This is a genomic window from Pseudomonas sp. Root569, from assembly GCF_001427465.1.
In the GTDB taxonomy this organism is placed as follows: Bacteria; Pseudomonadota; Gammaproteobacteria; order Pseudomonadales; family Pseudomonadaceae; genus Aquipseudomonas; species Aquipseudomonas synxantha.
The window spans coordinates 1-25443 of record NZ_LMGQ01000019.1 but is presented as its reverse complement, the minus strand read 5'-3'; the positions used below and the strand labels follow the sequence as shown (position 1 = coordinate 25443).

The following is a 25443-nucleotide window of genomic DNA, read 5'->3' as shown; positions in this document are numbered from 1 at the left end:
TGCGTTCGGCCGCGATGCCTACCAGCGCATCCGGGCCGACGCCGAGTTCGATCAGCTTATGCGCAAGCTGATTGGCGCGGCGGTTGAGCTGGTCGTAGTTCAGCTGTTGCTCACCGAACACCAGCGCCGGTGCCTCGGGCGTGGCTGCCACCTGGGCCTCGATCAACTGCTGTACGCTGTGGTCGAGCGGGTACTGGATACCGGTGTTGTTCCACTCGTTGACGATCTGTCGTTGCTCGCCGCTATCCAGCATGGCCAGTTCGGCCAAACGCTGTTGTGGCGCCTCAATCAGACTTTGCAGCAAGCGCAGCCAATGCCGGCCCAGGCGCTCAATCGTAGCCGGGCTGAACAGTGCCGTGCTGTACTCGATGTCCGTCGTGATCTGTTGCGGCGCGTAGTCCACGTGCATCGACAGCTCGAATTTGGCTTCATGCTGCGCCACTGGCAGGAACGCCAAGGTCAATTCGCCCAGCGTCAGCGTGTCCGTTTGATCCTGGCTGACACGCCAGTTGAACAGGGTCTGGAACAGCGGGTTGGCCTGGGTGCTGCGTTGCAGTTGCAAGCGCTCGATGAGCAGTTCGATCGGGTAGTCGGCATGTTCCATGGCCGCCCGGGATTGCTGACGCAGCGCCTGGAGAAAAGCTTCGACGGTCAGGTCGTCGGTGAGTTGTGCGCGGTAGATCTGACTGCTGACAAAGTACCCCACCAGGTCCTGGGTCTCGCTCTGGTTGCGACCGGCATTCGGTACACCGACCGTGAAGTCCCGCTGGCCGCTGTAGCGACTGAGCAGCAGTTGCCAGGCGCCAAGCAGCACGATAAACGGCGTCAAGTCGTGTTGGTGGCAGAAGCCCTGCAACTGTTGGCTCAGGGTTGCAGGTAATGACAGGCGCAGATTGCCGGCGCGGTGATGTTGTTCGGTGCTGCGGGGGTAATCGGCCGGCAGGTCCAGGGTGGGAATCCCCTGTCCCAGGTAGTCGGCCCAATACTCGGCGGCACGCAGTTGTTCGGGCGTGCCGGGGTATTCCTCGCGCTGCCAGCGGGCGTAGTCGGCGTACTGAATGGAAGGTCGCGCCAACGGCGTGGTATGGCCCTGGCAGGCGCGCCGGTAAGCCTGGGTGAGGTCTTGCATCAGGATCGGATTGGACCAGGCGTCCGAGACGATGTGGTGCATGTTCAGCAGCAGGATGTGGTCATCGTGTTCGAGCGTGATCAATGTGGCGCGAATCAGCGGGGCCAGGCTCAAGTCAAACGGCGTGCCGGCCTCGGCCGCAATACGCTGGGCGACGGCAGCGGCCCGGGCGTCGGGCGCGAGACCCGACAGGTTCTCTTCGTGCAGATGGATTCGGGCTTTCGGGTCAAATACTTGCCGAGGTTGGTCGTCCAGGGTCTGGAACGCAGTTTTCAGCACATCGTGTCGGTCGATAACCTGCTGCAGGGCCGCGCCCAGCGCTGCGATGTTCAAGGCGCCACGCAGGCGCAGTGCGTTGGGCAGGTTGTAGGCGCTGCTGCCGGGCGACAGCTGTTGCAGGAACCACAGGCGTTGCTGGGCGAAAGACAGAGGCGTGGGGCTGCGATGGGGTTGAGCCTTGATGGAATGCTCTGAGCCGGCGTCGTCGGCCATCAACAGGGCCAGCAAGTCGTCGTCGGGGAGTTGATTCAGTGGGTTCATGTTGGGTCTCGTCGCCATCGGCTGCGTAAATATGCGTTGTCAGAAAGACGAAGCGTGGCCGACGAGATTTAGGTATGACACGGGACTTCAATGGCCGGCGGCGAACGGCAGGGCGCTCGCCACAGGGTAGGTTCAGGCGACGGCTTTTTCGCTGATGACGCGCCCGGCCTGCATGCGCACCAACTGGTCGGCGACGTCGAAGTAACGGTCATCGTGAGAGATGACGATGATGGTCTTGCCCAGGCGCTTGAGGTCCGGTAGCAGCTCGGTATAGAACACGCGGCGGAAGGTCGGGTCTTGGTCGGCGGCCCACTCGTCGAATACCAGCACCGGCCGTTCGTCGAGCCAGGCGTTGATCAAAGCCAGGCGCTTGCGCTGCCCGGTGGAGAGGTCGGTGGTGGTGAACGCGCCGTCACGAATGCTGACCTTGTGGGCGATCTCCATGCGCTCCAGGTACTGGTTGGCATCCTCGGGTAGGGCTTTATCGCTCTGCACCAGTTCGTCGAACAGGTAATAGTCGGCAAAAATGGTGGTGAACATCTGTCGGTAATCATCCAGGCCACGCGCGTCCACGGCCATGCCGTTAAGACGGATTTCGCCACTCTGTGGGGTGTACAGCCCCAGCAGCAGCTTGATCAGGGTGGTCTTGCCGCAGCCGTTTTCACCGACGATGAACAGGATCTCCCCGGGCTCGATGCTCAAGTTGACCGGGCCCAGGGTGAAAGGCTCGCTGCCTGCCACGGGCGGGAAGGCGTATTGCACGTCGCGCAATTCCAGGTGCTTCATGGGTGGGATGCTGCGCTCGTCGGCATCCAGCAGCAGGTGAGGCTCGGGCGATGAAAAACGCTCGGACAGGTCGGCGATGCGGCGGAAAGCTATCTGCGCACGGCTGATGATCGGCAGGTTGGCGATCAAGTTTTCCAGTGGGCCTTTCATATAGAGCAGCACCAGCACAAAGCCGCTCATCATCGCCGGGTTGCTGCTGGGCCAGAACGATTGCAGGGTCAGCGCCAGGCCGATGACTACAAAGAACAGCATCGAACCCAGGCTTTTGGCGATCACGAAAATGTTGATCGAGCGTACGTGCGTGTCGCAGATGTGGTCGGCGGTGGCCTGGATATTGCGGGTCAACATGGCGTGGCGGCGCTTGCGGTGAATCCTCAACTCCTTGGCGCCTTCGGCGATGGCCGAGTAGTGCTTTTGCAGGCTGTCTTCCGCGTCGCGTGCCTCATAGAAGCCTTTGATGCCCTTGCCTTGTGCGATGAACTGGATGGCCGAGCCGATGCCGATGGCCAGCAATGTCATGAGGAAAATAGGCAGCGACAGGCTCGCCAGATAGCCCAGGCAGCCAAGGATCACCGTGATCGAAATGGCCAGCGGGGCGAAGGCGAAGGCGAAATCGCTGATGGTGTCGACATCGTGGGTCAGCACCGGAATAAGCCGGTGGCTGCGATAGCGTTCGATCTGCTCGATCGGTGCCGACAATACCTTCGCACCCAGATCCTTGCGCAGTCGGGCAATGACTTTTTGCCCGACAAAGTTGCTGCCGATGTCGGCGGCAATGCTGCTGAGCAGCGCGAGTACGCACAGGCCGGCAAAGGCCAGCACCACCGCAGTGGTGAGGCCGGACTCGCTGTGCAGGCCCTGGTTAACCGTGGCCAGCAGCGCGGTGACGCTCAGGCCTCCAAGGATGCCGAACAGAATCGAGAGGATGACGGTGTAGCGATAGGGCTTGAGCAGGCTCAAGAGTTCGCGAAGGGCGCTACGCGGTTTTGCAGTCATGAAACTACCTCGGTCGCGACGTGGCTACGTGCTATGGGCGAGTGGGGGCTGCGTCGATCGAGCTGATCGCCGGCGGGCTTTTGTAGGAGACGTTTCGACTCTGGCGCGATTTAGCTTTATCGCGCCGGACCTGGAGGTGGTGGGCCCTTGTAGGCGCTGATCAGCAAGGGCGGGCGCTGCATTGGGACAAGATTTTGGTGGCGCGCCTAATTTTTTTCTGCCGACAAGCGTTTTAGTCCTGATAAGGCCGGATTCCATTTTCGGTGGGGCGGTTAAAAAAAACAGGTAAATGAGTCTGGTTTTCATTAGGCCATCCGTCTCATTCACCAGAGGCGCTCAAAGACGCCGCTATTTCTGCCAATCACACGCCTCATTGCTCAAGGATTGCTGTCGATGTCTTATCCCCTTTGGTTGTCTACGCCCAAGCGTTACGCGTTGAAGAAATTGCCGCAGGCCGTGCGCCTGATGATGCTGGGGGCTGTACTGGTCGTGCCGGCGGCTGCTACGTTGATGCCGGGCGCTGCGTTCGCCCAGGGCGAGGCGGGCAAGGTCGCCTTCGCGATTCCGGCCGGTCAATTATCGCAAGCGCTGATGGCGTTCGGCTCGGCGGCCGGCGTCTCGATCTCCTACGACCCGGCGCTTGCCAGCCAGCAAACCACCCGCGGGCTGAGGGGGCAATTCAGCGTGGATGAAGGGCTGTCCCGGTTGTTGTCGGGCAGTGGCTTGCAGGCCAGTCGCGAAGCCAGCGGCAGCTATGTGGTGATGCCGCCTGCCAGTGGTTCGGCGGTGATGATGCTGGGGGCGACCAATATCAGTGCCGAGGGGCTCGGGGCAACGACCGAAAACAGCGGTTCCTACACCACGGGCGCGACCAGTACTGCAACCAAGTTGCCATTGTCTCTGCGTGAAACCCCACAGTCAGTCAGTGTGGTCACCCGGCAACTGATGGATGACCAGCACCTGTCTACGCTCAACGAAGTGATGGCCTTCACCCCTGGTATCAGCATCAACCATCGCGACAGCGAACGGTTCGATTTCAACTCCCGTGGCTTTACCATCCAGAACTTCCAGTACGACGGCATTCCGTCGCAAGTGGCCAACGAGTCCCAGCAATACGTCGGCGCCATTTCGGACATGGCTATCTATGACCGCGTCGAAGTGATTCGCGGCGCTACCGGCCTGATGAGTGGCGCGGGGACGCCGTCCGCCACCATCAACCTGGTGCGCAAGCGTCCGACCAAGGACTTCCAGGGCTACGTGTCCGGGGAGGCGGGGGCATGGGATCGCTACCGCTCCGAAGTCGATGTCTCCGGGCCGTTGACTGAAACGGGCAATGTACGTGGGCGCTTTGTCGCGGCCTACCAGAAACAGAATTCGTTTATCGACTGGTACGGCCAGGAAAAGCGCGTGATGTATGGCGCTTTGGATATCGACCTGAACGACAGCACGACGCTGCGCACCAGCCTCGACTATCAGAACAATGATGCCAATGGCAGCAGTTATGGGCATATCCCGCTGTTCTTCAGTAACGGCAAGCAAACCAATTTCTCCCGTTCATTCAACCCGGCCTCGCGCTCCAGTTACATGGACAACACCAGCTACAACTTCACCACCATGTTGGATCACAAGCTGGACAATGACTGGAGCCTGAAAACGGCTTACAGTCATCAGTATTCTTACCGTAAAGGCCAGGGCGCATCGGCCAGCGGTGGCTACCCTGACCCGGCGACAGGGCAGGGCACAGGCGTATTCATTTATCGCCTGGACAGCTACCAGACCCAGGACACCCTCGATACCTACGCCTCCGGCCCGTTCAACCTGGGAGGGCGCGAGCATGAGCTGGTGGTCGGTGCCAGTGCCTCGCGTACGCACCTTAACTTCCCCAACTACGCCAGCCACAACGATGACGGCGATTATGGGTCGGCGAATATCTTCAACTGGAATGGCAATGAGTACGGGCGTCGTCAGTACTTCAAGGATGGCGGCACCGTCACCACCTTGCAGCAGACCGGCCTGTATGGCGCCTTGCGCTTGAAACCGTTCGATCCGCTGACCATCATTCTGGGCACCCGGCTCAGTTGGTGGAACCAGGAAGACGAGGTCAGTAATTACCTCAATGGCACCAAGGCCACCGACAAGACCAAGAAAACCGGGGTTGTCACACCCTATGTCGGCGTTGTCTACGAGCTGAACGACACCTATTCGGCGTACGCCAGTTACACCAGCATCTTCCTGCCGCAGACCTTCTACAAAACTGGATCGGGCGGCTCACTGGCTCCGCTTGAGGGCGACAACTATGAGATCGGTCTCAAGGGTGAGTTCTTCAACGGCGCGCTGAATGCCAGCATCGCTGTGTTCGACATTGAGCAGAAAAACACACCTGAGCAAGCGGGCGTGGATTCTGCCGGCCGCGCGGTGTACAAGGCCATCAGTGGCACAAACACCCGTGGCGTCGAGACCGAGATCTCCGGTGAAGTGGCCAGCGGCTGGAATGTGTTTGGTGGCTATACCTACCGTGAGTCTCATGACAAGGATGGCGGTCGGGTCCAGACCAACCAGCCGATCAACCTGTTCAAGTTCGGCACGACTTATCGTTTGCCGGGTGAATGGAGCAAGTTGACCGTCGGCGGTAACGTGACCTGGCAAAGCGAGATGTACGCGTCTTCGCAAATCAACTATACAGGCCCTTATTACAAGGCGACCCAGGATCCGTTTGCGGTGGTCGGCTTGTTGGCCAAGTACAAGGTCGATGAGCACCTGACCGTAGGTTTGAACGTCAACAACCTGTTTGACCAGAAGTACTACGATGGCATGGGTACATTCAACTCGGGCTCCTATGGCGAACCGCGCAATGCCATGGTCAACGCCAAGTGGACCTTCTGATTCGCTGAGGCGCTGGGGTCGAAGAGGCGGGAGGGAGTTGACTCCCTCCCGCTTTCGTTCTGTATTGATGGGTAGGGCGGCCTGGATCAGAGGTCGCGAACGACTCTGAAACCGAGCCAGTCCCCGCGGGTATCAGGGTAGATGGTGTTGCGGTTGCCCGAGCGCGAAAACACCGGTGCCTCACCCCAGTCATTGCCACGAATCTGATAGCCCTCACAGTTGGGCTCCACCCACGCACTGCCGTCAGTCGGTGCGCCGATGTAGTTCGGATGTTCGCAGTCAGCCACCCGCTCATACACATTGCCGTGCATGTCATACATGCCAAACGCATTCGGCGGGTAGCTGCCGACCGGCGACGAATAGCTATAGCCATCTGCCGGGCCGTAGGTGTTGGCGTGCTTGGCGATGCTGTAGCCCTTGCCCTCGTCGAACGGGAAGGGGAACGGGCCGGTTGTGCCGGCACGAGCGGCGTATTCGCGCTGGGCTTCGCTGACCATGTGGTACTGCTGCCTGGTCTTCTTCGACAGCCAGCTCACGTACTGCTTGATGTCGTCCATATCCATGCACACCGCCGGCTGGCGCGGGCCTTGAGGGTAGCGCGGCTTGCTGGCGATGCATTCGCGGCCAGGGCGATCGTCGCCGTTGGCGATCTTCGCGCCGGTCTGGCGCACGTAGCTGTCCCATTCAGCGGCGGTGATATGGAAACGGCTCATGGCGAAGGGCTTGGCGAAGGTCACGGCATGCATCGGGCCTTCGTCCGGTTCGCGGCCGACCTCACCTTCCGGCGTGCCCATGGTGAAGGTGCCGGCAGGCAGTACCACCATTTCCGGGCAGTCCTTGCAGTCTTTGAATACCTTGCCCGGTTGCGGCGCGGCGGCCTGGGCCAGGTTGGGCAGCAGCGCGCCGCACAGGGCGGTGAGCGCCAGTGCGGTCAGGGGTTTGAGTCGGAATGGAGTCATGTGGGCATCTCGTCCAAAGGGAAAAAGGTCATAGCCGTTGGCTCAGCAAGGTCACGAAGCGCTGGAGCTCATCCGAGCTGTTGAGCAGGCCGGGCGCGGTACGAATCACCGGGCCGACGTCACGATCGACTGCGTCCGCCACAACGCGGTTTTTCATCAGGTAGGCCGCCACCTCGTCGCTGTCCTGGCCCTTGACTCGAAAGAAGGTGAAACCCGCCGACAGCTCAGGGCTGCGCGGCGTGACCAGCTCGATCTGCGGGTGGGCCAGCAACTGGTCCTTGAGTTCGGTGTTGAGGGCATGGATACGTGCCTGCACCGGTGCTTTGCCCAGCTGCAGGTGCAGCTTGAAGGCTTCGTCGGCGGCCCAGCGATGTTCGAAGGCGTGGTAACCACCTGGCGTCATGGTGGTGGCGAAGTCCTTGTCCTCGGAAAAAGTCGGCACCATCGGCGTGACGTATTTGTTCTCGGCGTCACGGGCGCACACCAGGCCGGTGCCGCGCGGGCCGAACATCCACTTGTGGGTGCCGGCGATAAAGAAGTCGCAATGCATGTCCGGGAAATCGAGGTTCTCGACGCCGAAGCCGTGTACGCCGTCGACCACATAGAGGATGCGGTCGTTGTCGTCACGGTTGCGGTTATGTTCGTTCACCAGTTGGCCGATCTCGCCGATGGGCAGTTTCACACCGCTGCCGGATTGCACCCAGGTCATACCCAGCACGCGGGTATTGGGGCGGATGTTGCGCTTGATATTGCCCATCACTTCGTCGACGGATACCTGGGCGGCGTTCTCGAACAGGTGGATACGACGCACCCGGGTGCCCTGCTTGAGCGCACGAAAATCCAGGCTGCTCTGCGTGGCGTAGTGCTCATGCACCGTGGTAAGGATTTCCTGGTCCGGTCGTACCTTGATCCCGCCATAAATCATCGCCAGCCCTTCGGACGTGCTGCCGGTAAGGGCGATTTGTGCAGGGGTTGCATTCAGGTAGCGGCCAGCCCATTCGCGCACCTGGCCTTCACGCTTCCAGGTTTCCTGCAGGTCCCAGTCCATTGCCAGCCCTGGGTTGCGGTCGATTTGCATGCGGTAGCGTTCAATGGCCTCGCGCACCGGCTTGGGGTGCGAGGCCACCAGGAAGTTGGAGAGGTGCAGGTAATCCGGGTCCTGGTTGAACAGCTGTTTCAATCCCGTCCATGGGTCATTCGTAGTGGCTGCCATTGCCTGGGGTAGCAGGACGGCGCCCAGTGGCAGGCTCGCGGCAAAGACGCCGGCCTGCTTGAGAAATGTACGGCGGTCGGTCATGGACTTACTTCGTGGTGATTAGCGGTTGGCCAAGGGTTTGGCGGCTTTTTGTACCTGGTCCCACACGCGCAGGAAGTTGCCTCCCCACAGCTTGGCGATATCGGCTTCGGAGTAGCCGCGCTGGATCAGTTCGGCGGTGACGTTGCGCACCTCGCCGACGTTCTCCCAGCCCTTGAGGCCACCGCCATCGTTGAAGTCCGAGGCGATGCCGACGTGATCGATGCCGATCTTGCGCACGGTGTAGTCGATGGCGTCCCCCAGGTCCTTGAGGGTGGCCTTGGGTTCTTCCTCGAGGATGGCGTACAGCGCACTGGCGTATTGGCCGAAGCGTTGCTCAGGCCAGGCCGCAATGATTGCGTCGCCGGGCATCAAGGCCATGGCCAGGTTGGGCAACGGCGGCAGGTCGAAGCGCGCACGCAGGGCGTTGAGCTTGTTCTGGGTCGGTTGGCTCAAGGGGCGCAGGTATGCGGGGAAGCCCACCACCTGCACCACGCCGCCGCTGTTCTTGATCAGTTGCAGTTCCTTGTCACTGAGGTTGCGCGGGATATCCACCGACGCCCGTGGCGCCGAGTGGGATGCCACCATCGGCGTGCGGCTCAATTGCGCGACTTGCTCCAGGGCCTTGGTCGACATCTGCGACACGTCGATGATCACTCCCAGGTCATTCAGGCGGTGCACCGCTTGTTGGCCGATGGGCGACAGGCCCTCGAGGGCGTCGGTCGAATCATTGAAAAACGGCAACGGGCGCGACGAGTCGGACCAGGCGTTATTGCCGATGTAGCTGAAACCGAACATGCGCATGCCGCGTGCGGCCCACAGGTCGAGCTGGTTCAGATCATTGCCCAGGGGGTAGGCGTTGAGCATGCTGATAAAGATCGCAAACTTGCCTTCGCCGTGCAGGCGCCGCATATCGTCCGGGGTGTAGGCGATGCCCACCTGGTTGGGAAAGTCGCGGACCATGCCGGAAATGATTTTGTAGCGCGCCTCCTGCTCATGGCGGGCCTCTTCGACAAAACCGTCGGTGGGCTTGTGGGGAGCGTTGGGGCCGCTCCAGATTTCCGGCCAGCCAAAAATCGTCAGCGCGGCGCCGGACAATCGGCCACGCGCTGCCTTGACCAGGTCGAACTGGCCGCTGCCATCCTTGTCGGCCTCATTACCCGCCGTGCCGAAATCCAGGGGCACGGTGATATGGCTGTCAAACGACAACAGGCGATCCTGCATTTCATTGGCTTGCTTGATCACCTCCAGCGAGTAGCCGGCGTTGCCCTTGAACCACTGGTCCCAGATCAGAAAACCGGACCCGGCGCCGATAGCCAGGGCCAACGGCAGGCCGATATACAGCGCCTTTTTCGAACGTGATTTTGTCATTGCCATCTCAGTCAGTTGAGGCCTTTGCTATCAGGAAAGAACGAGCGAGGACGGGGGAAATTTAGGTGCGGGGGGCGCGGCGGTAAATTTCAGCGGGCTGCAAACGTTCTAGCTCTGATTAAGCCGTTTCCTAAGGTAGACAATGACAATCTCTCGACGTGGGTTCATCGCAGGCCTGGCGCTGACCGGCGCGGCCGTGCCGGCGGCCTTTTACGCCCATCGCGAGCTGACGCGGGAAGAATTCCCCATCACCCCCGGCGAAGCCACGGTCGACCTGGCCGATACCCAGGGCCAACACCTGGCGGACACCCTGCGCGGTGTGTGGAGCCTGCGCCTGGAAGGGCGCGATGCCGGGCTCAAGGGCTTGCCGCGGGACGGCTTGGAACTGCTGCTCGACATCGCCCCCCGTGGCCGTGGCCTGCGTGGTTACCTGGACACCGCCGAGAACCTGCGCGCCGACGGCGAGCCGCGCTACCGCGTATTGGGCGATCTGCTCACCGGCGATGGCGCCGTGCTCTATTGGCGCTTGATCGACCGCGATGCGCAGGCCGATGTGCCCGCCTATGAGTTCAAGATGACCCTCGATGAAGTTTGGGCCGACTTCGGCAATGCCGGCAGCGGCACCCTGAGCGGGCAGATTCTCGACCTTGAGCGCCCCCTGGCCTTGACCGAGCGCGACAACCGTTTCATCGCCCACAAACAGCTGTTTCCCGAAGCCCGCCAGCGCATAGGCCTTAATCCGACCTTGCTGGCCTGGCTGGTGTCTCCCGAACACCGCCTGTTTCACCAACTCTGGCACGCCAGCCGTGATCGGTGGCACAAGCTCTCCGAAGAACAACGCGAAGCCCTGCGCGGCATCGGCTGGCAACCCGGGCCCCGGGGCCAGGAGCGCGACGCCCGAGGCAAACGCAAGGATCGCAACGGCTCGGGCATCGACTTTTTCTTCATGCACCGCCATATGCTCGGCACCGCACGCTCCATGCAGGATTTGCCCTCATGGCCGCAATTCCCCGAACCGCAACCGGCGCTGGAGCGTGATCGCCTGGGTTTTGTGCGGTACTTCGACAACCACGACGGTTTTGCGCTACCCCCTTGTTGGTCGGCACCGGATGACGCTGACTACACCCAGTGGGTCAGCGACATCAAGGCGGCCGAGACCTACCACAGCAACTTCCAGGTGTGGGAATCCCAATACCGCGATCCGCGTTACCTGGCCAAGTTGACCCTGGGCCAACTGGGCTCGGAGATGGAGCTGGGCCTGCACGACTGGCTGCACATGCGCTGGGCCTCAGTGCCCCGCGACCCTTCCAACGGTGCGCCGGTGCCGTTCGCCCGCGACCCTGCGGACTTCGCCCCACGTTGGTACGCGCCGGAAAATGACTTTCTCGGCGATCCGTTTTCATCCCATGTAAACCCGGTGTTCTGGCATTTTCATGGCTGGATCGACGACCGTATCGAAGACTGGTTCCGTGCCCACGAACGGTTCAACCCTGGCGAGGTGACGCGGATGAAGGTCAACGACGTGGCCTGGTTTGCTCCGGGTCGCTGGGTGGAGGTGGGCGATCCATGGCTGGGCCCGGATACCCACGGCTGCAGCACCACACCAGGGCTGCAACAGGGGCGCTCGATGGAAATGGACCCGGAAATCATGAAGCTGGCCCTGCGCATCACCTTTGGCGCCGATGAGGAGCTGCTCGAGGGGTTGTTCAAGCGCGTACCAAAACGGCCGTGGTATGCACGGCACTTGAAGCTCAAGCGCCAGATATAAAGTGTGGCCCAATAGATGTTTTCAAACCTGCTCTTCATCCCGCAGTTGCACACTCATCTCATCGCAACTGCGCGCCCAGTCGCTTAGCCATTGCGGCATCGGCGGCGAGGTTTCGTTCAAACCCAGTTCGCGCACGAATTCCGCCGGAGGCAGGGTGCCCTTTGCGGAGCGAAACACCCCGCGTATCACCACCACGCCAATCACCCGGCCGTTACTGACGAAACGGTGCTCCATCAGGCTCCACTTATGGTCCCAGCCGAGCATGCGGGTGTGCACTTCGAAGACCTCGAACAGCTTCAACTCTCGACGAAACTTGCCCCAGGTGTCGCCCACGATCGGCACGGCCTTGTGACGCAGCGCCACGCGGAAGGCGCCCGTGCGCAAGACAAAATCCATGCGCGCCACATCCGCCAGGGTGAAATATCGGCCATTGGTGACATGCCGATTGAGGTCCAGGTCCAGCGGCCAGACGCGCATGCGCACCACCGTGGTGTCCAGGCCATGTACCGGTTTGCGCCAGGGACGGCGCAACAGCATGTGCAGTAATCGAAACCAGAGATTCATGAAACTACCCGACAGTTGATCAATGGCAGCACTGTAACGGTGCGGGATCGGCTAAGGTAGGTGCGCAAATGACTTATTACATGCGAAAAGCGCAAATCGGGTTCTTATATGCACATTACTCTGCTCTTGGCTGATCAATGTTCTGGTGCGGGTGCCACCTTGGTCATGGAGATGCTAAGCGCAGCCAACCTGTTCGCCGACCGCCCACCTTTCGAGGTGATGCTGGCTTCCCTGGACGGCCAGCCGGTGACGGCCTGGGGCGGGCAGCGCCTGCACGTGGATTGCTCACTGGAGCAGATTGCACACACCGATCTCGTACTGATACCCGGTTTTCTCTTCACCCTCAAACAAGCCTTGCCGACGTTTGCAGCCTATGGCCCCTGGCTGCGTGAGCAGCACGGGCGAGGTGCCGTGCTGGCCTCGATGTGCACGGCCACCTTCATGCTCGCCGAGACCGGGCTGCTGCACGGCTTGCGCGCCACGACCCATTGGGCGTTTGCTGAGTTCTTCCGGCGTCGGTATGCCCAGGTCAGCCTGGATGAGGCGCAGATCCTCTGCGAAGAAAACCGCCTGATCACTAGCGGCGGCGCCACGGCGGCGATGGACTTGATACTGCACCTGATCCGTCGTTTCGGCTCACCGGAACTGGCCCATACCTGCAGCAAATACTTGCTGATCGATGCCGGGCGCACCGAGCAGTCGGGGTACGCCATGTGGTCGTTGCCCAAGCACCACGGGGATGTTGAGATCCTGCGCGTGCAGCATTGGTTGGAGCAGCACTTCGCTGAATCACTGGTGATCGATGAGGTGGCCCAGCGCTTTGGCTTTGGCGTGCGCAATTTCAAGCGGCGGTTCAAGGACGCCACTGGTTGTACACCGATTGCCTACCTGCAGACCCTGCGTCTGGAGCGGGCCAAGCAGATGCTTGAAACCACCCGCATGACCCTCGACAGCATCACCTATGCGGTGGGTTATGAGGACAGCAACTCGTTTCGCCGATTGTTCCAGCAACGGGTGGGGATGTTGCCGACGGCGTATCGCAAGAAATTCCTGGTTGCCCAGGGATGAAGATGGCAGCAGACCTGCCTGATGGTCTCGGTCCAAATGTGGGAGGGGGCTTGCCCCCGATGGCGGCCTGACAGCCGACCAGAATGTTGGATCAGACCGRGTACATATCCGTTATTTGGGCAACGGCCACTATTGGTTCCGCTTTTACAGCGGGTCACTTTGAAAAGCGCAAAGTAACCAAACGCTCTTGCCCCATCCCTGCCGGTTTACCCCCCAAATCCCTGTCGAATTCCGGCCAGCGTGGTTTAACGGGGCGCCTAAGATCAAGATCAAAAGCAGATCAAGATCAAGAGCGGCTCGCTGCGCATCGTGGTTAGCGTTGAGCGGTGCAGGATTTTGCGATTTTCATGCAAATCGCAGACGAAAAAAAACCGGCTGATCAGGCCGGTTTGGGGTGTCCCGCCAACAGAGCGGGGTTATACGTGGGTGCTCAGCAAACGTTCGGCACCACCTTCGGCGAGGCCACGTTCCTGCAGGCGATCCGCGCCACCTTCAGCCAGGCCACGTTCCTGCAGGCGGTCAGCACCACCTTCAGCCAGGCCACGTTCCTGCAGGCGGTCAGCACCACCTTCGGCGAGGCCACGTTCCTGCAGGCGGTCAGCACCACCTTCGGCGAGGCCACGTTCCTGCAGGCGGTCAGCACCACCTTCAGCCAGGCCACGTTCCTGCAAACGATCCGCGCCACCTTCGGCAACGCGGGTTTCTATCAGGCGGTCCGAGCCGCCTTCGGCGACTACCGGGTGGGCAAAAGCGTTTGCAGCGAGTACCGAGAAAGCGAGGCTAAGCAAGAGTTGGCGTTTCATGATGGTGTGCTCCGAGTGTCTTGGTTGGGTGCCGTTTGGCATGGGTTTGATGTTACGCGTTGGTTTTTTTAAGAGAACTTCATTGCGCTGATGGTGACTATCGATGCCAGCGATGGTCCTTGCCGAACCATCACTGCAAGCGTCACGGCATCTGCGGCAGTTCATTGGGGCGCAGGTCGAACACCAGCACCTCGGCGTCCTCGCCATGGCTCAGGCGAAGCTGGCGCTCATCACGCACCCGCACACCGTCGCCTTCCTGCAAGCGTTGGCCATTGAGTTCAACGCTGCCGCGCGCTACATGAACGTAGGCGTAGCGATCCGGCGCCAGCTCCAGGCGTGTGCTTTCGTCGCCGTTGAACAGCCCGGCATACACCCGTGCATCCTGGCGAACTTTCAGCGAGCCATTGGCGCCGTCCGGGGAGATGATCAGCTGCAAGCGCCCGCGTTTCTGCGCTTGACTGAAGTGCTCCTGCTGATAGCGCGGCTTGGCGCCAGCCTCGTTGGGCACGATCCAGATTTGCAGGAAGTGCACCCCCAGGCGTTGGCTGTGGTTGAACTCACTGTGGGCCACGCCGCTGCCGGCGCTCATCAACTGCACATCGCCAGGGCGGATCACTGAGCCGGTGCCCAGGGTGTCCTTGTGTTCCAGGGCGCCTTCGAGCACGTAGGAGAAAATCTCCATGTCGCGGTGCGGGTGCTGGCCAAAGCCTTTGCCGGCGGCGACGCGGTCATCATTGATTACCAGCAGGTCGGAAAAACCCTGTTCGTTGGGGTTCCAGTAGTTGGCGAAAGAGAAGGTGTGGAACGACTTCAACCAACCGTGATTAGCGGCGCCGCGTTCGGAAGCTTTGCGAAGGGTCAGCATGGTCCAGTCCTCAAGTGAGCGCGGGCTGCGAGATGCAGGGCGCTTGGGTGAGGAGAAGATTAATGGTTATCGAATTATTCATTAACGAGCTGAAAATAGAATAACTGTCTCCCTCTGGTTGACACTCAAAGTCGTGCCATAATGCCCGCCGCATTTCTGTTCAATGGACTTTCCCCGCTTATGAAAACCGTGGCCATGGCGCTGTTCCCGGACTTCCTGCTGCTCGACATGGCCGGGCCGCTGGAAGTGTTTTCGATTGCCAACCGCTACCTGCCGGCAGCCGACCACTATCAGATCCTGACCATTGGCACTGAGCCCGGTCCGCTGCGGGCCTCCAACGGGGTGATGGTGCAGACCGATTTGCTCTTGGASCAGGACCATGCCGCCTATGACCTGCTGCTGGTGCCGGGCGGCCCGGGCGCCTATAACGAATGCCATCCCGCGCTGCTGCCCTGGCTGAAAGCAGCGGCACCACGGTCCCGGCGTTTCGGCTCGATCTGCACCGGCGCCTTCGTGCTCGGGCATGCGGGCTTGCTCGACGGGCACCGCGTGACTACTCACTGGCATTACACCGAGCGGTTGATCAAGGCGTTCCCCAACGCCATTGTCGAGACCGATCGCATCTACTTGCAGGACGGGCGCCTGATCACCTCGGGTGGCGTCACCGCCGGTATCGACCTGGCCCTCTCGGTGGTTGCCCAGGACCACGGCAAGCAAGTGGCGGTGGATGTGGCCAAGGTGCTGCTGGTGGTGATGAAGCGCCAAGGCGGTCAGGCCCAGTTCAGCCCGATGACCGCTGCCGTAGCGCCCCAGGAAACTGCGATCACCCGCGTACAGAACCACGTTCTGGCGCATCTGGAGCAAGCTTTTACCACCGAGTCCATGGCCGAACTGGCCGGCATGAGTGCACGGCATTTTGCGCGACTGTTCGCCAAGGACGTGCAGATGACGCCCATGGCGTTCCTGCAGGGCGCACGCATCGACCGGGCTCGGCACTTGTTGGAAACCACCGACCTGCCGCTCAAGACCGTGGCGTTCCACGCAGGCTTCGGCAGCGTGCGGCATATGCGCTTTCTGTTCAGTGAAAAGCTTGGCCTGAACCCTACCCAATACCGACAACAGTTCAGTTAACGACACAATGTCCGTCCAGGGCACTCGATTGTCCGTATCGCTCCCCGTGCCAGCATTGCCCCGTCATCGCCAGCTGGCAAGATAGCGCCGAGCCCATGGAAAAGGACGCGCAGGCACTCAAGCACGGGTGTTCCAGCGCTTTTAGCGGACATGCACAACTCTGCGGCGATCAGCTTCGGCCCTTACACTTTTCATCGGCAACAGCGCCTGGTCAGCAAGGCGGGCCTGCCGGTGGCGCTGGGCGGACGCGCCCTGGATATTCTCGCGGTGCTGCTCGAGGCGCCTGGGCAATTCATCAGCAAGGCGACCTTGATCCAGCGGGTCTGGCCCAACAGCGTCGTCGAGGACAATAACCTGCGCGTGCACATTGCCGCATTGCGCCGGGCGCTCGACGGGCCACGCCTGATCCTCAATCACCCCCAGCGCGGCTACTGTTTCGTCGCCCCCGTGCAAGGCTCGGCGCCGACGTTACTGCCACAGCACAACCTGGCTGCGCGGCTCAGCCCGGTATGTGGCCGCGATGAGCTTGTGCGGGTGCTGGCGCGACGCTTGCCCGGGCAGCGGCTGTTGACGCTCACCGGGATGGCCGGCATTGGCAAAAGTACATTGGCCCTGGCCTTGGCCGAGCGGGTATTGCCCCGCTACCGCGACGGGGTGTGGTGGGTCGACCTGACCCGCATGCATGCCCCCCACGAACTGCTCGGCAGTCTGGTCACGGTATTGCAACTGCAGGATTGCGAGCGCTTTGATGAGCTGTGCCGCCAATTGGCCTCGCGCCAGTTGCTGCTGGTACTCGATGGTGCCGACCTGTTGCTGGGCGCGTGTCGCAAGCTGGTGCGTGCATTGCGCGAACAGGCGCCCGGCGTCAGCGTGCTGGTCAGCAGCCGCGAAGCCTTGCTGGCCCCCGGCGAGTGGGTGCTGCGCGTGCCTCGGCTGGCCGTGCCGTCGCCCTCGGCATTGAGCAGTGTCGAGCAGGCCATGGCTTGTCCCGCGGTGCAGCTGTTTATCGCTCGGGTGTGTGCCAGCCAGCAGGGGTTTGTATTACGGCATCAGGATCTGGCAGCGCTGCGCGATATTTGCCGGCGCCTGGACGGTATCCCGTTGGCCCTCGAACTGGCGGCGGCCCAAGTCGACGCATTGGGCATCAGCGGTGTGCAGAGACAATTGCGCACGGGGCTGCAGACGTTGACCCGCGGGCGCCGCACGGCGGTGGAACACCATCGATCACTGACTGCTGCCCTGGACTGGAGCTACGAACGCCTGAGCCTGCCGGAGTGCTGGCTGTTCCTGCAGTTGGGGTTGTTCAAGATGGCAGTGACCTTGCCTGCCTTGAGCGAGCTGGTGAGCGGGACCGAGCTTGAGCACGCCGACCTGGCCTATCTGCTGGCGCGCCTGGTCAATGTCTCGCTGCTGAGCGTCGAACCTGGGCTAGGCCCGCAGCGCCGCTACCGCCTGCTCAACTGTGTGCGCAGCTATGCCCTGGCGCAACTGCGTGACCCGCGTCAGGTCGAGCGTTTGCAGCAGGGCTACGAGCCATGTGTGGGGGCTTTTTCAGGCCGGCCGTTTGTCCTGCAACTCGTCGAGCAGGCTGCTTGCGCGGACTAAGTCGCGAGTGGTGAAGCCTTCGGTAAATCGCCCGTAGACTGAACCCAGCAGGTCCCGCGCGGCCTGCAAACGCCCCTGCCGTTGCCACAGTTGTGCCAGGGAAGTCGCACAGCGCAGTTCCCAGGCCAAGGCACCTTGCTGGCGCGCCAGGCCCAGGGTTTCGAGCAACAGGGCTTCAGCGGCGCGGCTGTCGCCCCGTTGCACCCACTGTTGGGCACAGACCCGCAGGATTTCAGGCGCGCACCAGCCCGCAGAGCCTGCGCGTGCGCGCTCGAAGGCTGCTTCATTGACTTCGTCGGCGCCGAATGTAATCAGGGTGTCCTCGATCAGTCCCAGTCCCTGCAAATCCTGGTCGACCAGAATACCGGCGTAATGCCCGGCCCAGGTCTGGAACAACTGCGCCGAATGCTTGTGCGCCTGTTCCAGCAGTAGCCTTTGCAGGGCTTGCGCATCGTCTTCGGCGCCGTTGTAGCGGGCGATTACCACCCCGGCCAGGGCCAGGGTGTAGCAGATCGAGGTGCCATGATTGATCTGCAGGGCCAGCTCCAGCGCCTGGCTGGCGCTACGCCAGGCACTGTCGGGAAAACCCTGTAACCACAGGATCCGCGCCAGCAGGGTCAAGGATGCCACGCTTTGATCGTATTGCACGCCGACGCCATGGGCGAACCGGTTTACATGGCCGCTGTGGCTCATGCGCTGCAGCACTTGCTCGGCATTGTGCCGGGCGAGCGCCTGGTCCCCGGTGTAATGCTGGGCCAGTGCGCGCAATCGTTGGGCGCTCAGCTCCAGCAACGGTTCGGTACGCGGGTCGAGGCGATCAAACTGCAGGCTTTGTTGCAGTGCTTGGGCATAGCGCCCGGCACACAGGTTTACAGCCATTTGCCCGGAGACCGCACGCAGTTGCCCTGCAACGTCGCGACGTGCCAGGGCCAGGCGTTCGGCACTGACAAAGGCGGCAATGGTGCGGGGCGCAGCGCCCATGGCGTGGTAGGAGAGGCTGCCCAGGGCCAATTGCAATTGAAGGATCAGTTGCGTGCAGGGCGTATCGACCTGGCCTATCAGTGCCAGTGCCTTGTCCACATAGCCGCCGTGCTCACGCAGCAATGACAATTCCTGCCACAGGGGCATTGCGCTGACCGTCAGGCGGATGGCCAGCAAGTGCCCGACGTCCTCGGCAAAGCCCCAATCGAGTGCGGCGCGCACGTCTTCGCGCAGCGGCGCATAGCGGTCAAGCCAGGGCTGCGTGGCCAGCAGTTCCCAGTCGGTTCGGGCCTGTTCCATCAGCGCCAGGCAGCGTGCCGCATGGCGCTCTCGAGTGGCTGGCAGTTCGCCGGCGAGGCTGAGCTTTTCCAGGGCGTAGGTGCGGGTGATATCCAGCAGGCGATACACCATCTCGTCATCGCCGGCTTCCACATTCAACAAAGACTTGGCCACCAATTGCGTGATGGAACCCAGCACTTCGGCGGGGGCGATCGTTTCCCCGGCGATCACCGCTGCGGCGCTGGCCAGGCTGAAGCCTGCGCGAAAAACCGCGAGGCGACGCAGGCAGGTTTTTTCGCACTCGCCGAGCAGGTCAAAGCTCCAGTCGAGGGTGGCCCGCAGGGTTTGCTGGCGGGGCAGGGCGCTGCGCCGCCCGCGGGTCAGCAAGCGGAAATTGTCTTCCATCTGTATCAGCAGCCCCTGCAAGCCAAAACGCTCGATTTGCGCGGCCACCAGTTCAATTGCCAGGGGAATGCCGTCCAGGCGCTGGCAGATATCAATCGCCAGGGGCAGGTCAGCTTCGCTGAGGGCAAAGCTGTCCTGATGGGACATGGCCCGCTCGATCAGCAATTGCATGGCCGGGTAACCCAGGGCCTGGGCACGGTTGCCGGTGGCGGGTGGGCAAGCCAGCGGCTCGAGGCGTTGCACATACTCACCGTCGGCGCGCAGGGCTTCGCGGCTGGTGGTGAGGATGTGCAGGTGCGGCGCATGGCGCAACAGGGTTTCGCTGATCAGGGCGATGTCGTCGAGCAAGTGTTCGCAGTTGTCGATCACCAGCAGCATCTGGCGTGCCTGCAGGCTACGGGCGAAGCTGACCAGCGGTGCATTCGCAGCGGGTGTCAGGTCGAGGAGCGCGGCGAGGTTGGGCAGGATCATCGAGGCTGCGCTGAGTGGCGCCAGGTCCAGCAGATGAATGCCGTCACGGTAATGCCCGATCAACAACTCGGCGACGCGCAGGGCCACGGTGGTCTTGCCGATGCCACCGGCGCCGGTCAAGGTGATGAAGCGCTGCTGCGGCAGTTGCTGCACCAGGGCGTCGATCAGGGCTTGGCGGCCGATCATTCGCGTACGCCGCAACGGCAGGTTATGGCTCGGGCGCTGGGGCATGCCGCCTGTGGGTAGCGTCATCGGTTCAATGCTCAGTGGCGCAACAAAACTGTAGCCGCGCTGAGCGACCGTGACGATATAGCGCTGCCCGGCCTGGCCATCGCCCAGCGCCTTGCGCAACGCGGCCATGTGTACCCGCAGGTTGCCGTCTTCCACCACGGTCTTGGGCCAGACCCGCGAGATCAGCTCCTGCTTGCTCACCACATTGCCGGCCTGCTCCAGCAGGACCAGCAGAATATCCACGGCCCGCCGCCCCAGGCGCAGCGGGCGGCCGGCTTCCAGCACTAGGCGCTGGCGCGGGTGGACACGGTAGGGGCCGAAGTGCACGGCCTGGTCGCTCAAGTCAGTCATGGCTGCCCAGGTTCCGGAGTCGAAGATGGGCCAGCATATTCCAGGTGCGTGAAGACCACTAGGCGGCGATCACCGAAGGCTTGTGGCGCGACTGGTGGTTTCGCCAGGTCATCGGGTTCACGCCTTCGCTGCGCGTGAACATGTGGCAGAAGTGCGCCTGGTCGCAGAAACCACATTCCAGGCTGATTTGCGTGAGGCTCAAGGACGAACCGGTGATCAACTCCTTGGCGCGCTGGATGCGTTGCTGGCGGATCCATTCCTGGGGCGATAGCCCGGTGGTGCATTTGAATGCGCGGGAAAAGTGGCTGCGCGACAAGGCGCAGGCCTGGGCCAGGTCGGCGATAGCCAGGCTTTCGCCGAGGTTGGCGAGGATCAGTTGCTTGGCGATTCGTTCGCGCCGGGGGCACAGGCCGCCGGTGGCGGACAAACGTGGGGAGTATTGCTCGAGTCGGGCCATGACAGATATCCGTAGTCGATGGGAGCGTTCCCGGTGGATGGATGCAGTGTAGACGCCTGCATTCTTGGTGCAGGAGCACCGGCCTGACGAGTTAATCGTTGTTAATTTCGCCAGCTGCAGGCGTGGAAAAGACAGCACAGGCATGCAATCGCGGGGAGTGCGGATATGCTTCCCTGACCGTCTGGAAAACGTTTGGATACCGCCATGAACCGCAACGACCTGCGCCGCGTCGACATGAACCTGCTGGTAATTTTCGAAGCCTTGATGTTTGAAAAAAACCTGACCCGGGTCGCCGAAAAACTCTTTATGGGCCAACCGGCGGTGAGCGCCGCATTGGGCCGTTTGCGCGACTTGTTCGACGACCCACTGCTGCTGCGCAACGGCCGCGGCATGGAGCCCACGCCCCGTGCGGTGGCGATACTCAAGGAGCTGCAACCGGCCATGGATACCATCTCGGGCGCCGTCAGCCGCGCCAAGGACTTCGACCCTTCCAGCAGCAGCGCGGTGTTTCGCATCGGCCTGTCCGATGACGCCGAGTTCGGGCTGTTTCCGGCGTTGCTCAGCCAACTGCGCGAAGAGGCACCGGGTATCATCGTGGTGGTGCGCCGGGCCAATTACCTGTTGATGTCGGCACTGCTGGCCAGCGGTGAGATCTCGGTGGGCGTCAGCTACACCACCGAACTGCCGGCCAATGCCAAGCGCAAGAAACTGCGGGACATCCCCTGCAAGGTACTGCGCGGCGATGACGGCGTGGCGCCTCTGACCTTGGATGACTATTGCGCCAGGCCCCATGCGATGGTGTCGTTTTCAGGCGACTTGAGCGGCAATATCGACCTCGACCTGGCACGCATCGGCCGCTCGCGCCGTGTGGTGCTGGCTGTACCGCAGTTCAGCGGGTTGCGTGCATTGCTGGCGGGCACGCAGATTATCGCCACCGTGCCGGATTATGCGGCGTGCGCACTGACCGAGGGCACCCGCTTGCGCGCTGAAGACCCGCCGTTCGCCATTGACGCAGCGGAGCTGTCGATGGTCTGGAGTGGGGTGCATGACAATGACCCGTCGGAGCGCTGGTTACGGGGGCGGATTGCGGAGCATATGGCCGCCAAGTGACTCTGTCAGTGACCCCCTGTAGGAGCGAGCTTGCTCGCGAAAAACGTCAACGATAACGCGTGTATCCTGAATAAACGCGGCGCCTAGGGGTTTTTCGCGAGCCAGCTCGCTCCTACAGGCATAGGGCTTGCCCCCTCCAACATCCTCAGGCGCCAAACAGCACATACATCCAATTCCCAATATCCACGGCCCGGCAAACTCCTCCCATCGCTCAATACTGCGGGGGAGTCACCCAACCATGGACCCAACACCCAAGACCAGTCCTGACGAAGTCGTCACGCTGGTGGTCAAGCACCGGGTCAAGCCCGGACGCGAAACCGAGTACGAAGCCTGGCTGCGCCGTATCGTGCGTATTGCCGGTGAGCGCCCCGGCCATCTGGGCGTCGATGTGGTACGCAGCCGGCAGAACGGCATGGCGCTGTTCACCTGTGTGCTGCGCTATCGCTCCACCGATGCCCTGGAACTGTGGCTCGATTCCCCCCAACGACAGGCCCTGATCGACGAAGCCGCGCCGATGCTGGCGGACGGCGACCAGACTGAAATCGGCGCCGTCAATGAGTTCTGGTTCGCGCCCCAGGCCGACGGCGCTGCCCAGCCGCCGCGCTGGAAACAGGCAGTGGTCAGCCTGTGCGTGATTTTGCCGCAAACCTTGCTCCTGCCGTTTATCTGGGGGCCGATCCTGCGCCTGCACCCCTTGCTGTCCAACTACGTGGTCTCCACTTTCCTGGTCACCCTGACCATTGTGCTGTTGGTGGTCTACCTGCTGATGCCGGCGGCCACCCGCTTGTTTGCCCCCTGGCTTCAACCTTCTGTAAAGGAAACCCTATGAACGCCGATCTGATTCTGTTCAATGGCCAGTTCCACACCGTGGACCGAGAAAACCCACGTGCCACAGCCGTCGCCATCCGCGACGGGCGCTTCGTCGCGGTCGGCACTGACGGCGAGGCCATGGCCCTGCGCGGCAGCGGCACCCAGGTCATCGACCTCAAGGGCCGCACGGTAATCCCAGGGCTCAATGACTCGCACCTGCACCTGATCCGTGGCGGGCTGAACTACAACCTCGAGCTGCGCTGGGAAGGCGTGCCGTCCCTGGCCGATGCCTTGCGCATGCTCAAGGACCAGGCCGACCGTACCCCTACGCCGCAATGGGTACGCGTGGTCGGCGGCTGGAACGAATTCCAGTTCGCCGAAAAACGCATGCCCACCCTCGAAGAACTCAACCAGGCTGCGCCGGACACTCCGGTGTTTGTGCTGCACCTGTACGACCGCGCCTTGCTCAACCGTGCGGCGTTGCGGGTGGCCGGCTACACCAAGGACACGCCCAACCCGCCAGGCGGCGAGATCGTGCGCGACAGCCACGGCAACCCCACCGGCATGCTGGTGGCACGACCTAACGCGATGATCCTGTATTCGACCTTGGCCAAGGGTCCGAAACTGCCCTTGGAATACCAGGTCAACTCCACCCGCCAGTTCATGCGCGAACTCAATCGCCTGGGCCTGACCAGCGCCATCGATGCCGGCGGCGGCTTCCAGAACTATCCCGATGACTATGCGGTGATCGAACAGTTGGCCAAGGACCAACAGTTGACGGTGCGCATCGCCTACAACCTGTTCACTCAGAAGCCCAAGGAAGAACTCAGCGACTTCAAGAACTGGACCGGCAGCGTCACCCTGCATCAGGGCGATGATTATCTGCGTCATAACGGCGCGGGCGAAATGCTGGTGTTTTCGGCGGCGGATTTCGAAGACTTCCTCGAACCGCGCCCGGACCTGCCGCTGACCATGGAACAGGAGCTGGAGCCAGTGGTGCGCCACCTGGTGGAACAGCGCTGGCCGTTCCGCCTGCACGCCACCTACGACGAATCCATCTCACGCATGCTCGATGTGTTCGAGAAGGTTAACCGCGACATTCCCTTCAATGGCCTGCCGTGGTTCTTCGACCACGCCGAAACCATTACCCCGAAAAACATCGAGCGCGTGCGCGCCCTCGGTGGCGGCATTGCGATCCAGGACCGCATGGCGTTCCAGGGTGAATACTTTGTCGAGCGCTACGGTGCCAAGGCCGCCGAAGCCACGCCGCCGATCAAGCGCATGCTCGCCGAAGGCGTGCCGGTAGGGGCGGGCACCGATGCCACGCGGGTCTCCAGTTATAACCCGTGGACCTCGCTGTACTGGATGGTCAGCGGCCGTACCGTTGGCGGCCTGGAGCTGCACGCCGAAGGCCTGCCACGCCTCACCGCGTTGGAGTTGTTTACCCACGGCAGCGCCTGGTTCTCGTCCGAGCAGGGCAAGAAAGGCCAGATCAAGGTCGGCCAGTTGGCGGACGTGGCCGCGTTGTCGGCGGACTTCTTCAGTGTCGACGAGGAAGCCATCAAGTGGATCGAATCGGTGCTGACCGTGGTCGGCGGCAAGGTGGTGTACGGCGCGGGTGACTTCGAAGATTTCGCCCCACCACGCGTGCCGGTGCTGCCGGACTGGTCGCCGGTGGTCAAGGTACCAGGGCACTGGCGTCCGACCTCGCCCTTGCAGGCCCAGGTCCACCAGTGCGGCGGCCCGTGCGGCGTGCATGCCCACAGCCATGAAAAAGCCCGTCTTTCCAGCGTGCCAGTCAGCGACTTCCAGGGCTTCTGGGGTGCGTTTGGCTGTTCATGCTTTGCCTTTTAATCCAGAAACCAAAGGAGTTACCCCATGACTTATAAGCGCTTGAACAAAGATGACGCGGTTGTCCTGCTGGTCGATCACCAGACTGGCCTTATCTCGCTGGTGCAGGATTTCTCCCCCAACGAATTCAAGAATAACGTGCTGGCCCTGGCCGACGTGGCGAAGTTCTTCAACCTGCCGACCATCCTGACCACCAGTTTTGAAGGCGGTCCTAACGGCCCACTGGTGCCAGAGCTCAAGGCACTGTTCCCGGACGCGCCATATATCGCCCGCCCAGGCCAGATCAACGCCTGGGACAACGAAGATTTCGTCAAGGCCGTCAAGGCGACCGGTCGTAAGCAGATCATCATTGCCGGCGTGGTCACGGATGTGTGCGTAGCCTTCCCGACCCTGTGCGCTCTCGACGAAGGCTTCGAGGTTTTCGTGGTCACCGACGCCTCCGGCACCTTCAATGAAACCGTGCAACAGGCCGCCTGGGCACGCATGACTGCCGCCGGCGCACAGCTGGTGAACTGGTTCTCGGTGGCCTGCGAGCTGCAGGTTGACTGGCGCAACGACATGGAAGGCCTGGCCAACCTGTTGTCGCCACGCATCCCCAACTACCGCAACCTGATGAACAGCTATTCGGCGTTCACCGCCAAGTAACCGGTTCTCAAACCTGTAGGTAATCCCATGTGGGAGGGGGCTTGCTCCCGATGGCGGTGTGTCAGTCACAGCATTTTTGACTGACACACC

19 protein-coding genes are annotated in these 25443 nt (G+C 61.9%); 9 read left to right on the top strand and 10 right to left on the bottom strand.

Annotated elements, in window-relative coordinates; genetic code table 11:
* Positions 1-1669, bottom strand: a 1669-nt coding sequence (locus ASD70_RS15560) for a condensation domain-containing protein (RefSeq protein WP_156382923.1), incomplete at its 3' end; no start/stop codon positions are given.
* 132 nt (positions 1670-1801) lie between these two features.
* On the bottom strand, positions 1802-3451 hold the full coding sequence (locus ASD70_RS15555; RefSeq protein ID WP_046072229.1) for a cyclic peptide export ABC transporter: 1650 nt from the start codon (positions 3449-3451) through the stop codon (positions 1802-1804).
* Between the two features lie 393 nt (positions 3452-3844).
* Between ASD70_RS15555 and ASD70_RS15550 the strand changes: the two genes are divergently transcribed.
* Positions 3845-6334 (top strand): TonB-dependent siderophore receptor, encoded by a 2490-nt coding sequence (locus ASD70_RS15550; RefSeq protein ID WP_046072230.1) that lies wholly within the window; start codon positions 3845-3847, stop codon positions 6332-6334.
* 86 nt (positions 6335-6420) lie between these two features.
* Here the strand turns inward: ASD70_RS15550 and pvdO are convergent, their stop codons facing one another.
* The 3 genes from pvdO to pvdM are packed head-to-tail and all read right to left on the bottom strand — an operon-like array spanning position 6421 to position 9958.
* Complete coding sequence (gene pvdO, locus ASD70_RS15545; RefSeq protein WP_056846876.1) at positions 6421-7293, bottom strand: dihydropyoverdine dehydrogenase; 873 nt, start codon at positions 7291-7293, stop codon at positions 6421-6423.
* A 28-nt stretch (positions 7294-7321) separates the two neighbouring features.
* Positions 7322-8590 (bottom strand): pyoverdine-tailoring periplasmic protein PvdN, encoded by a 1269-nt coding sequence (gene pvdN / locus ASD70_RS15540; protein ID WP_056846875.1) that lies wholly within the window; start codon positions 8588-8590, stop codon positions 7322-7324.
* A gap of 18 nt (positions 8591-8608) precedes the next feature.
* Positions 8609-9958: a pyoverdine-tailoring dipeptidase-like protein PvdM gene (gene pvdM / locus ASD70_RS15535; protein WP_056846874.1), complete on the bottom strand. Its 1350-nt coding sequence runs from the start codon at positions 9956-9958 to the stop codon at positions 8609-8611.
* 142 nt (positions 9959-10100) lie between these two features.
* Between pvdM and pvdP the strand changes: the two genes are divergently transcribed.
* Positions 10101-11726, top strand: a complete 1626-nt coding sequence (gene pvdP, locus ASD70_RS15530; RefSeq protein WP_056846873.1) for a pyoverdine maturation tyrosinase PvdP — start codon at positions 10101-10103, stop codon at positions 11724-11726.
* Between the two features lie 21 nt (positions 11727-11747).
* Here the strand turns inward: pvdP and ASD70_RS15525 are convergent, their stop codons facing one another.
* Positions 11748-12290: an acyl-CoA thioesterase gene (locus ASD70_RS15525; protein ID WP_046072235.1), complete on the bottom strand. Its 543-nt coding sequence runs from the start codon at positions 12288-12290 to the stop codon at positions 11748-11750.
* A gap of 108 nt (positions 12291-12398) precedes the next feature.
* Here ASD70_RS15525 and ASD70_RS15520 point away from each other — a divergent pair, with 108 nt between their 5' ends.
* A complete protein-coding gene (locus tag ASD70_RS15520) occupies positions 12399-13358 on the top strand; it encodes a GlxA family transcriptional regulator (RefSeq protein ID WP_056846872.1) in 960 nt (319 codons plus the stop codon).
* A 416-nt stretch (positions 13359-13774) separates the two neighbouring features.
* Here the strand turns inward: ASD70_RS15520 and ASD70_RS28405 are convergent, their stop codons facing one another.
* Both ASD70_RS28405 and ASD70_RS15510 read right to left on the bottom strand, forming a co-directional pair.
* Positions 13775-14161, bottom strand: coding sequence for a hypothetical protein (locus tag ASD70_RS28405; RefSeq protein WP_082561440.1), 387 nt, complete (start codon positions 14159-14161; stop codon positions 13775-13777).
* A gap of 142 nt (positions 14162-14303) precedes the next feature.
* Complete coding sequence (locus tag ASD70_RS15510; protein ID WP_046072237.1) at positions 14304-15026, bottom strand: pirin family protein; 723 nt, start codon at positions 15024-15026, stop codon at positions 14304-14306.
* A 180-nt stretch (positions 15027-15206) separates the two neighbouring features.
* Between ASD70_RS15510 and ASD70_RS15505 the strand changes: the two genes are divergently transcribed.
* Together ASD70_RS15505 and ASD70_RS15500 are read left to right on the top strand one after the other, a co-directional pair.
* Positions 15207-16157 carry a GlxA family transcriptional regulator gene (locus tag ASD70_RS15505; RefSeq protein ID WP_056846870.1) on the top strand — a complete coding sequence of 317 codons (951 nt, stop codon included), beginning with the start codon at positions 15207-15209 and terminating at the stop codon, positions 16155-16157.
* A gap of 150 nt (positions 16158-16307) precedes the next feature.
* The gene (locus ASD70_RS15500; RefSeq protein ID WP_046072238.1) at positions 16308-17762 is read left to right on the top strand and encodes a winged helix-turn-helix domain-containing protein; all 1455 of its coding nucleotides are present in this window, start codon (positions 16308-16310) and stop codon (positions 17760-17762) included.
* Here ASD70_RS15500 and ASD70_RS15495 read toward each other — a convergent pair.
* Both ASD70_RS15495 and ASD70_RS15490 read right to left on the bottom strand, forming a co-directional pair.
* Positions 17709-20480 carry an ATP-binding protein gene (locus ASD70_RS15495; RefSeq protein ID WP_056846869.1) on the bottom strand — a complete coding sequence of 924 codons (2772 nt, stop codon included), beginning with the start codon at positions 20478-20480 and terminating at the stop codon, positions 17709-17711. The two genes, ASD70_RS15500 and ASD70_RS15495, sit on opposite strands and share 54 nt — an antisense overlap.
* 58 nt (positions 20481-20538) lie before the next feature.
* Complete coding sequence (locus ASD70_RS15490) at positions 20539-20937, bottom strand: helix-turn-helix domain-containing protein (RefSeq protein ID WP_056846868.1); 399 nt, start codon at positions 20935-20937, stop codon at positions 20539-20541.
* 204 nt (positions 20938-21141) lie between these two features.
* On the opposite strand from ASD70_RS15490, the gene ASD70_RS15485 reads away from it, so the two are divergent.
* From ASD70_RS15485 to ycaC, 4 genes are all read left to right on the top strand, one after another.
* Positions 21142-22047 carry a LysR family transcriptional regulator gene (locus ASD70_RS15485; protein ID WP_056846867.1) on the top strand — a complete coding sequence of 302 codons (906 nt, stop codon included), beginning with the start codon at positions 21142-21144 and terminating at the stop codon, positions 22045-22047.
* A gap of 238 nt (positions 22048-22285) precedes the next feature.
* Positions 22286-22876 carry an antibiotic biosynthesis monooxygenase gene (locus ASD70_RS15480; RefSeq protein ID WP_043051489.1) on the top strand — a complete coding sequence of 197 codons (591 nt, stop codon included), beginning with the start codon at positions 22286-22288 and terminating at the stop codon, positions 22874-22876.
* Entirely contained in the window at positions 22873-24711 is a 1839-nt protein-coding gene (locus ASD70_RS15475; protein WP_056846866.1) for an amidohydrolase, read from the top strand. The genes ASD70_RS15480 and ASD70_RS15475 overlap by 4 nt, the downstream gene beginning before the upstream one ends.
* Positions 24712-24735: 24 nt before the next feature.
* Positions 24736-25353, top strand: coding sequence for an isochorismate family cysteine hydrolase YcaC (gene ycaC / locus ASD70_RS15470; protein ID WP_043051487.1), 618 nt, complete (start codon positions 24736-24738; stop codon positions 25351-25353).
* The last annotated feature ends 90 nt before the right edge of the window (positions 25354-25443 follow it).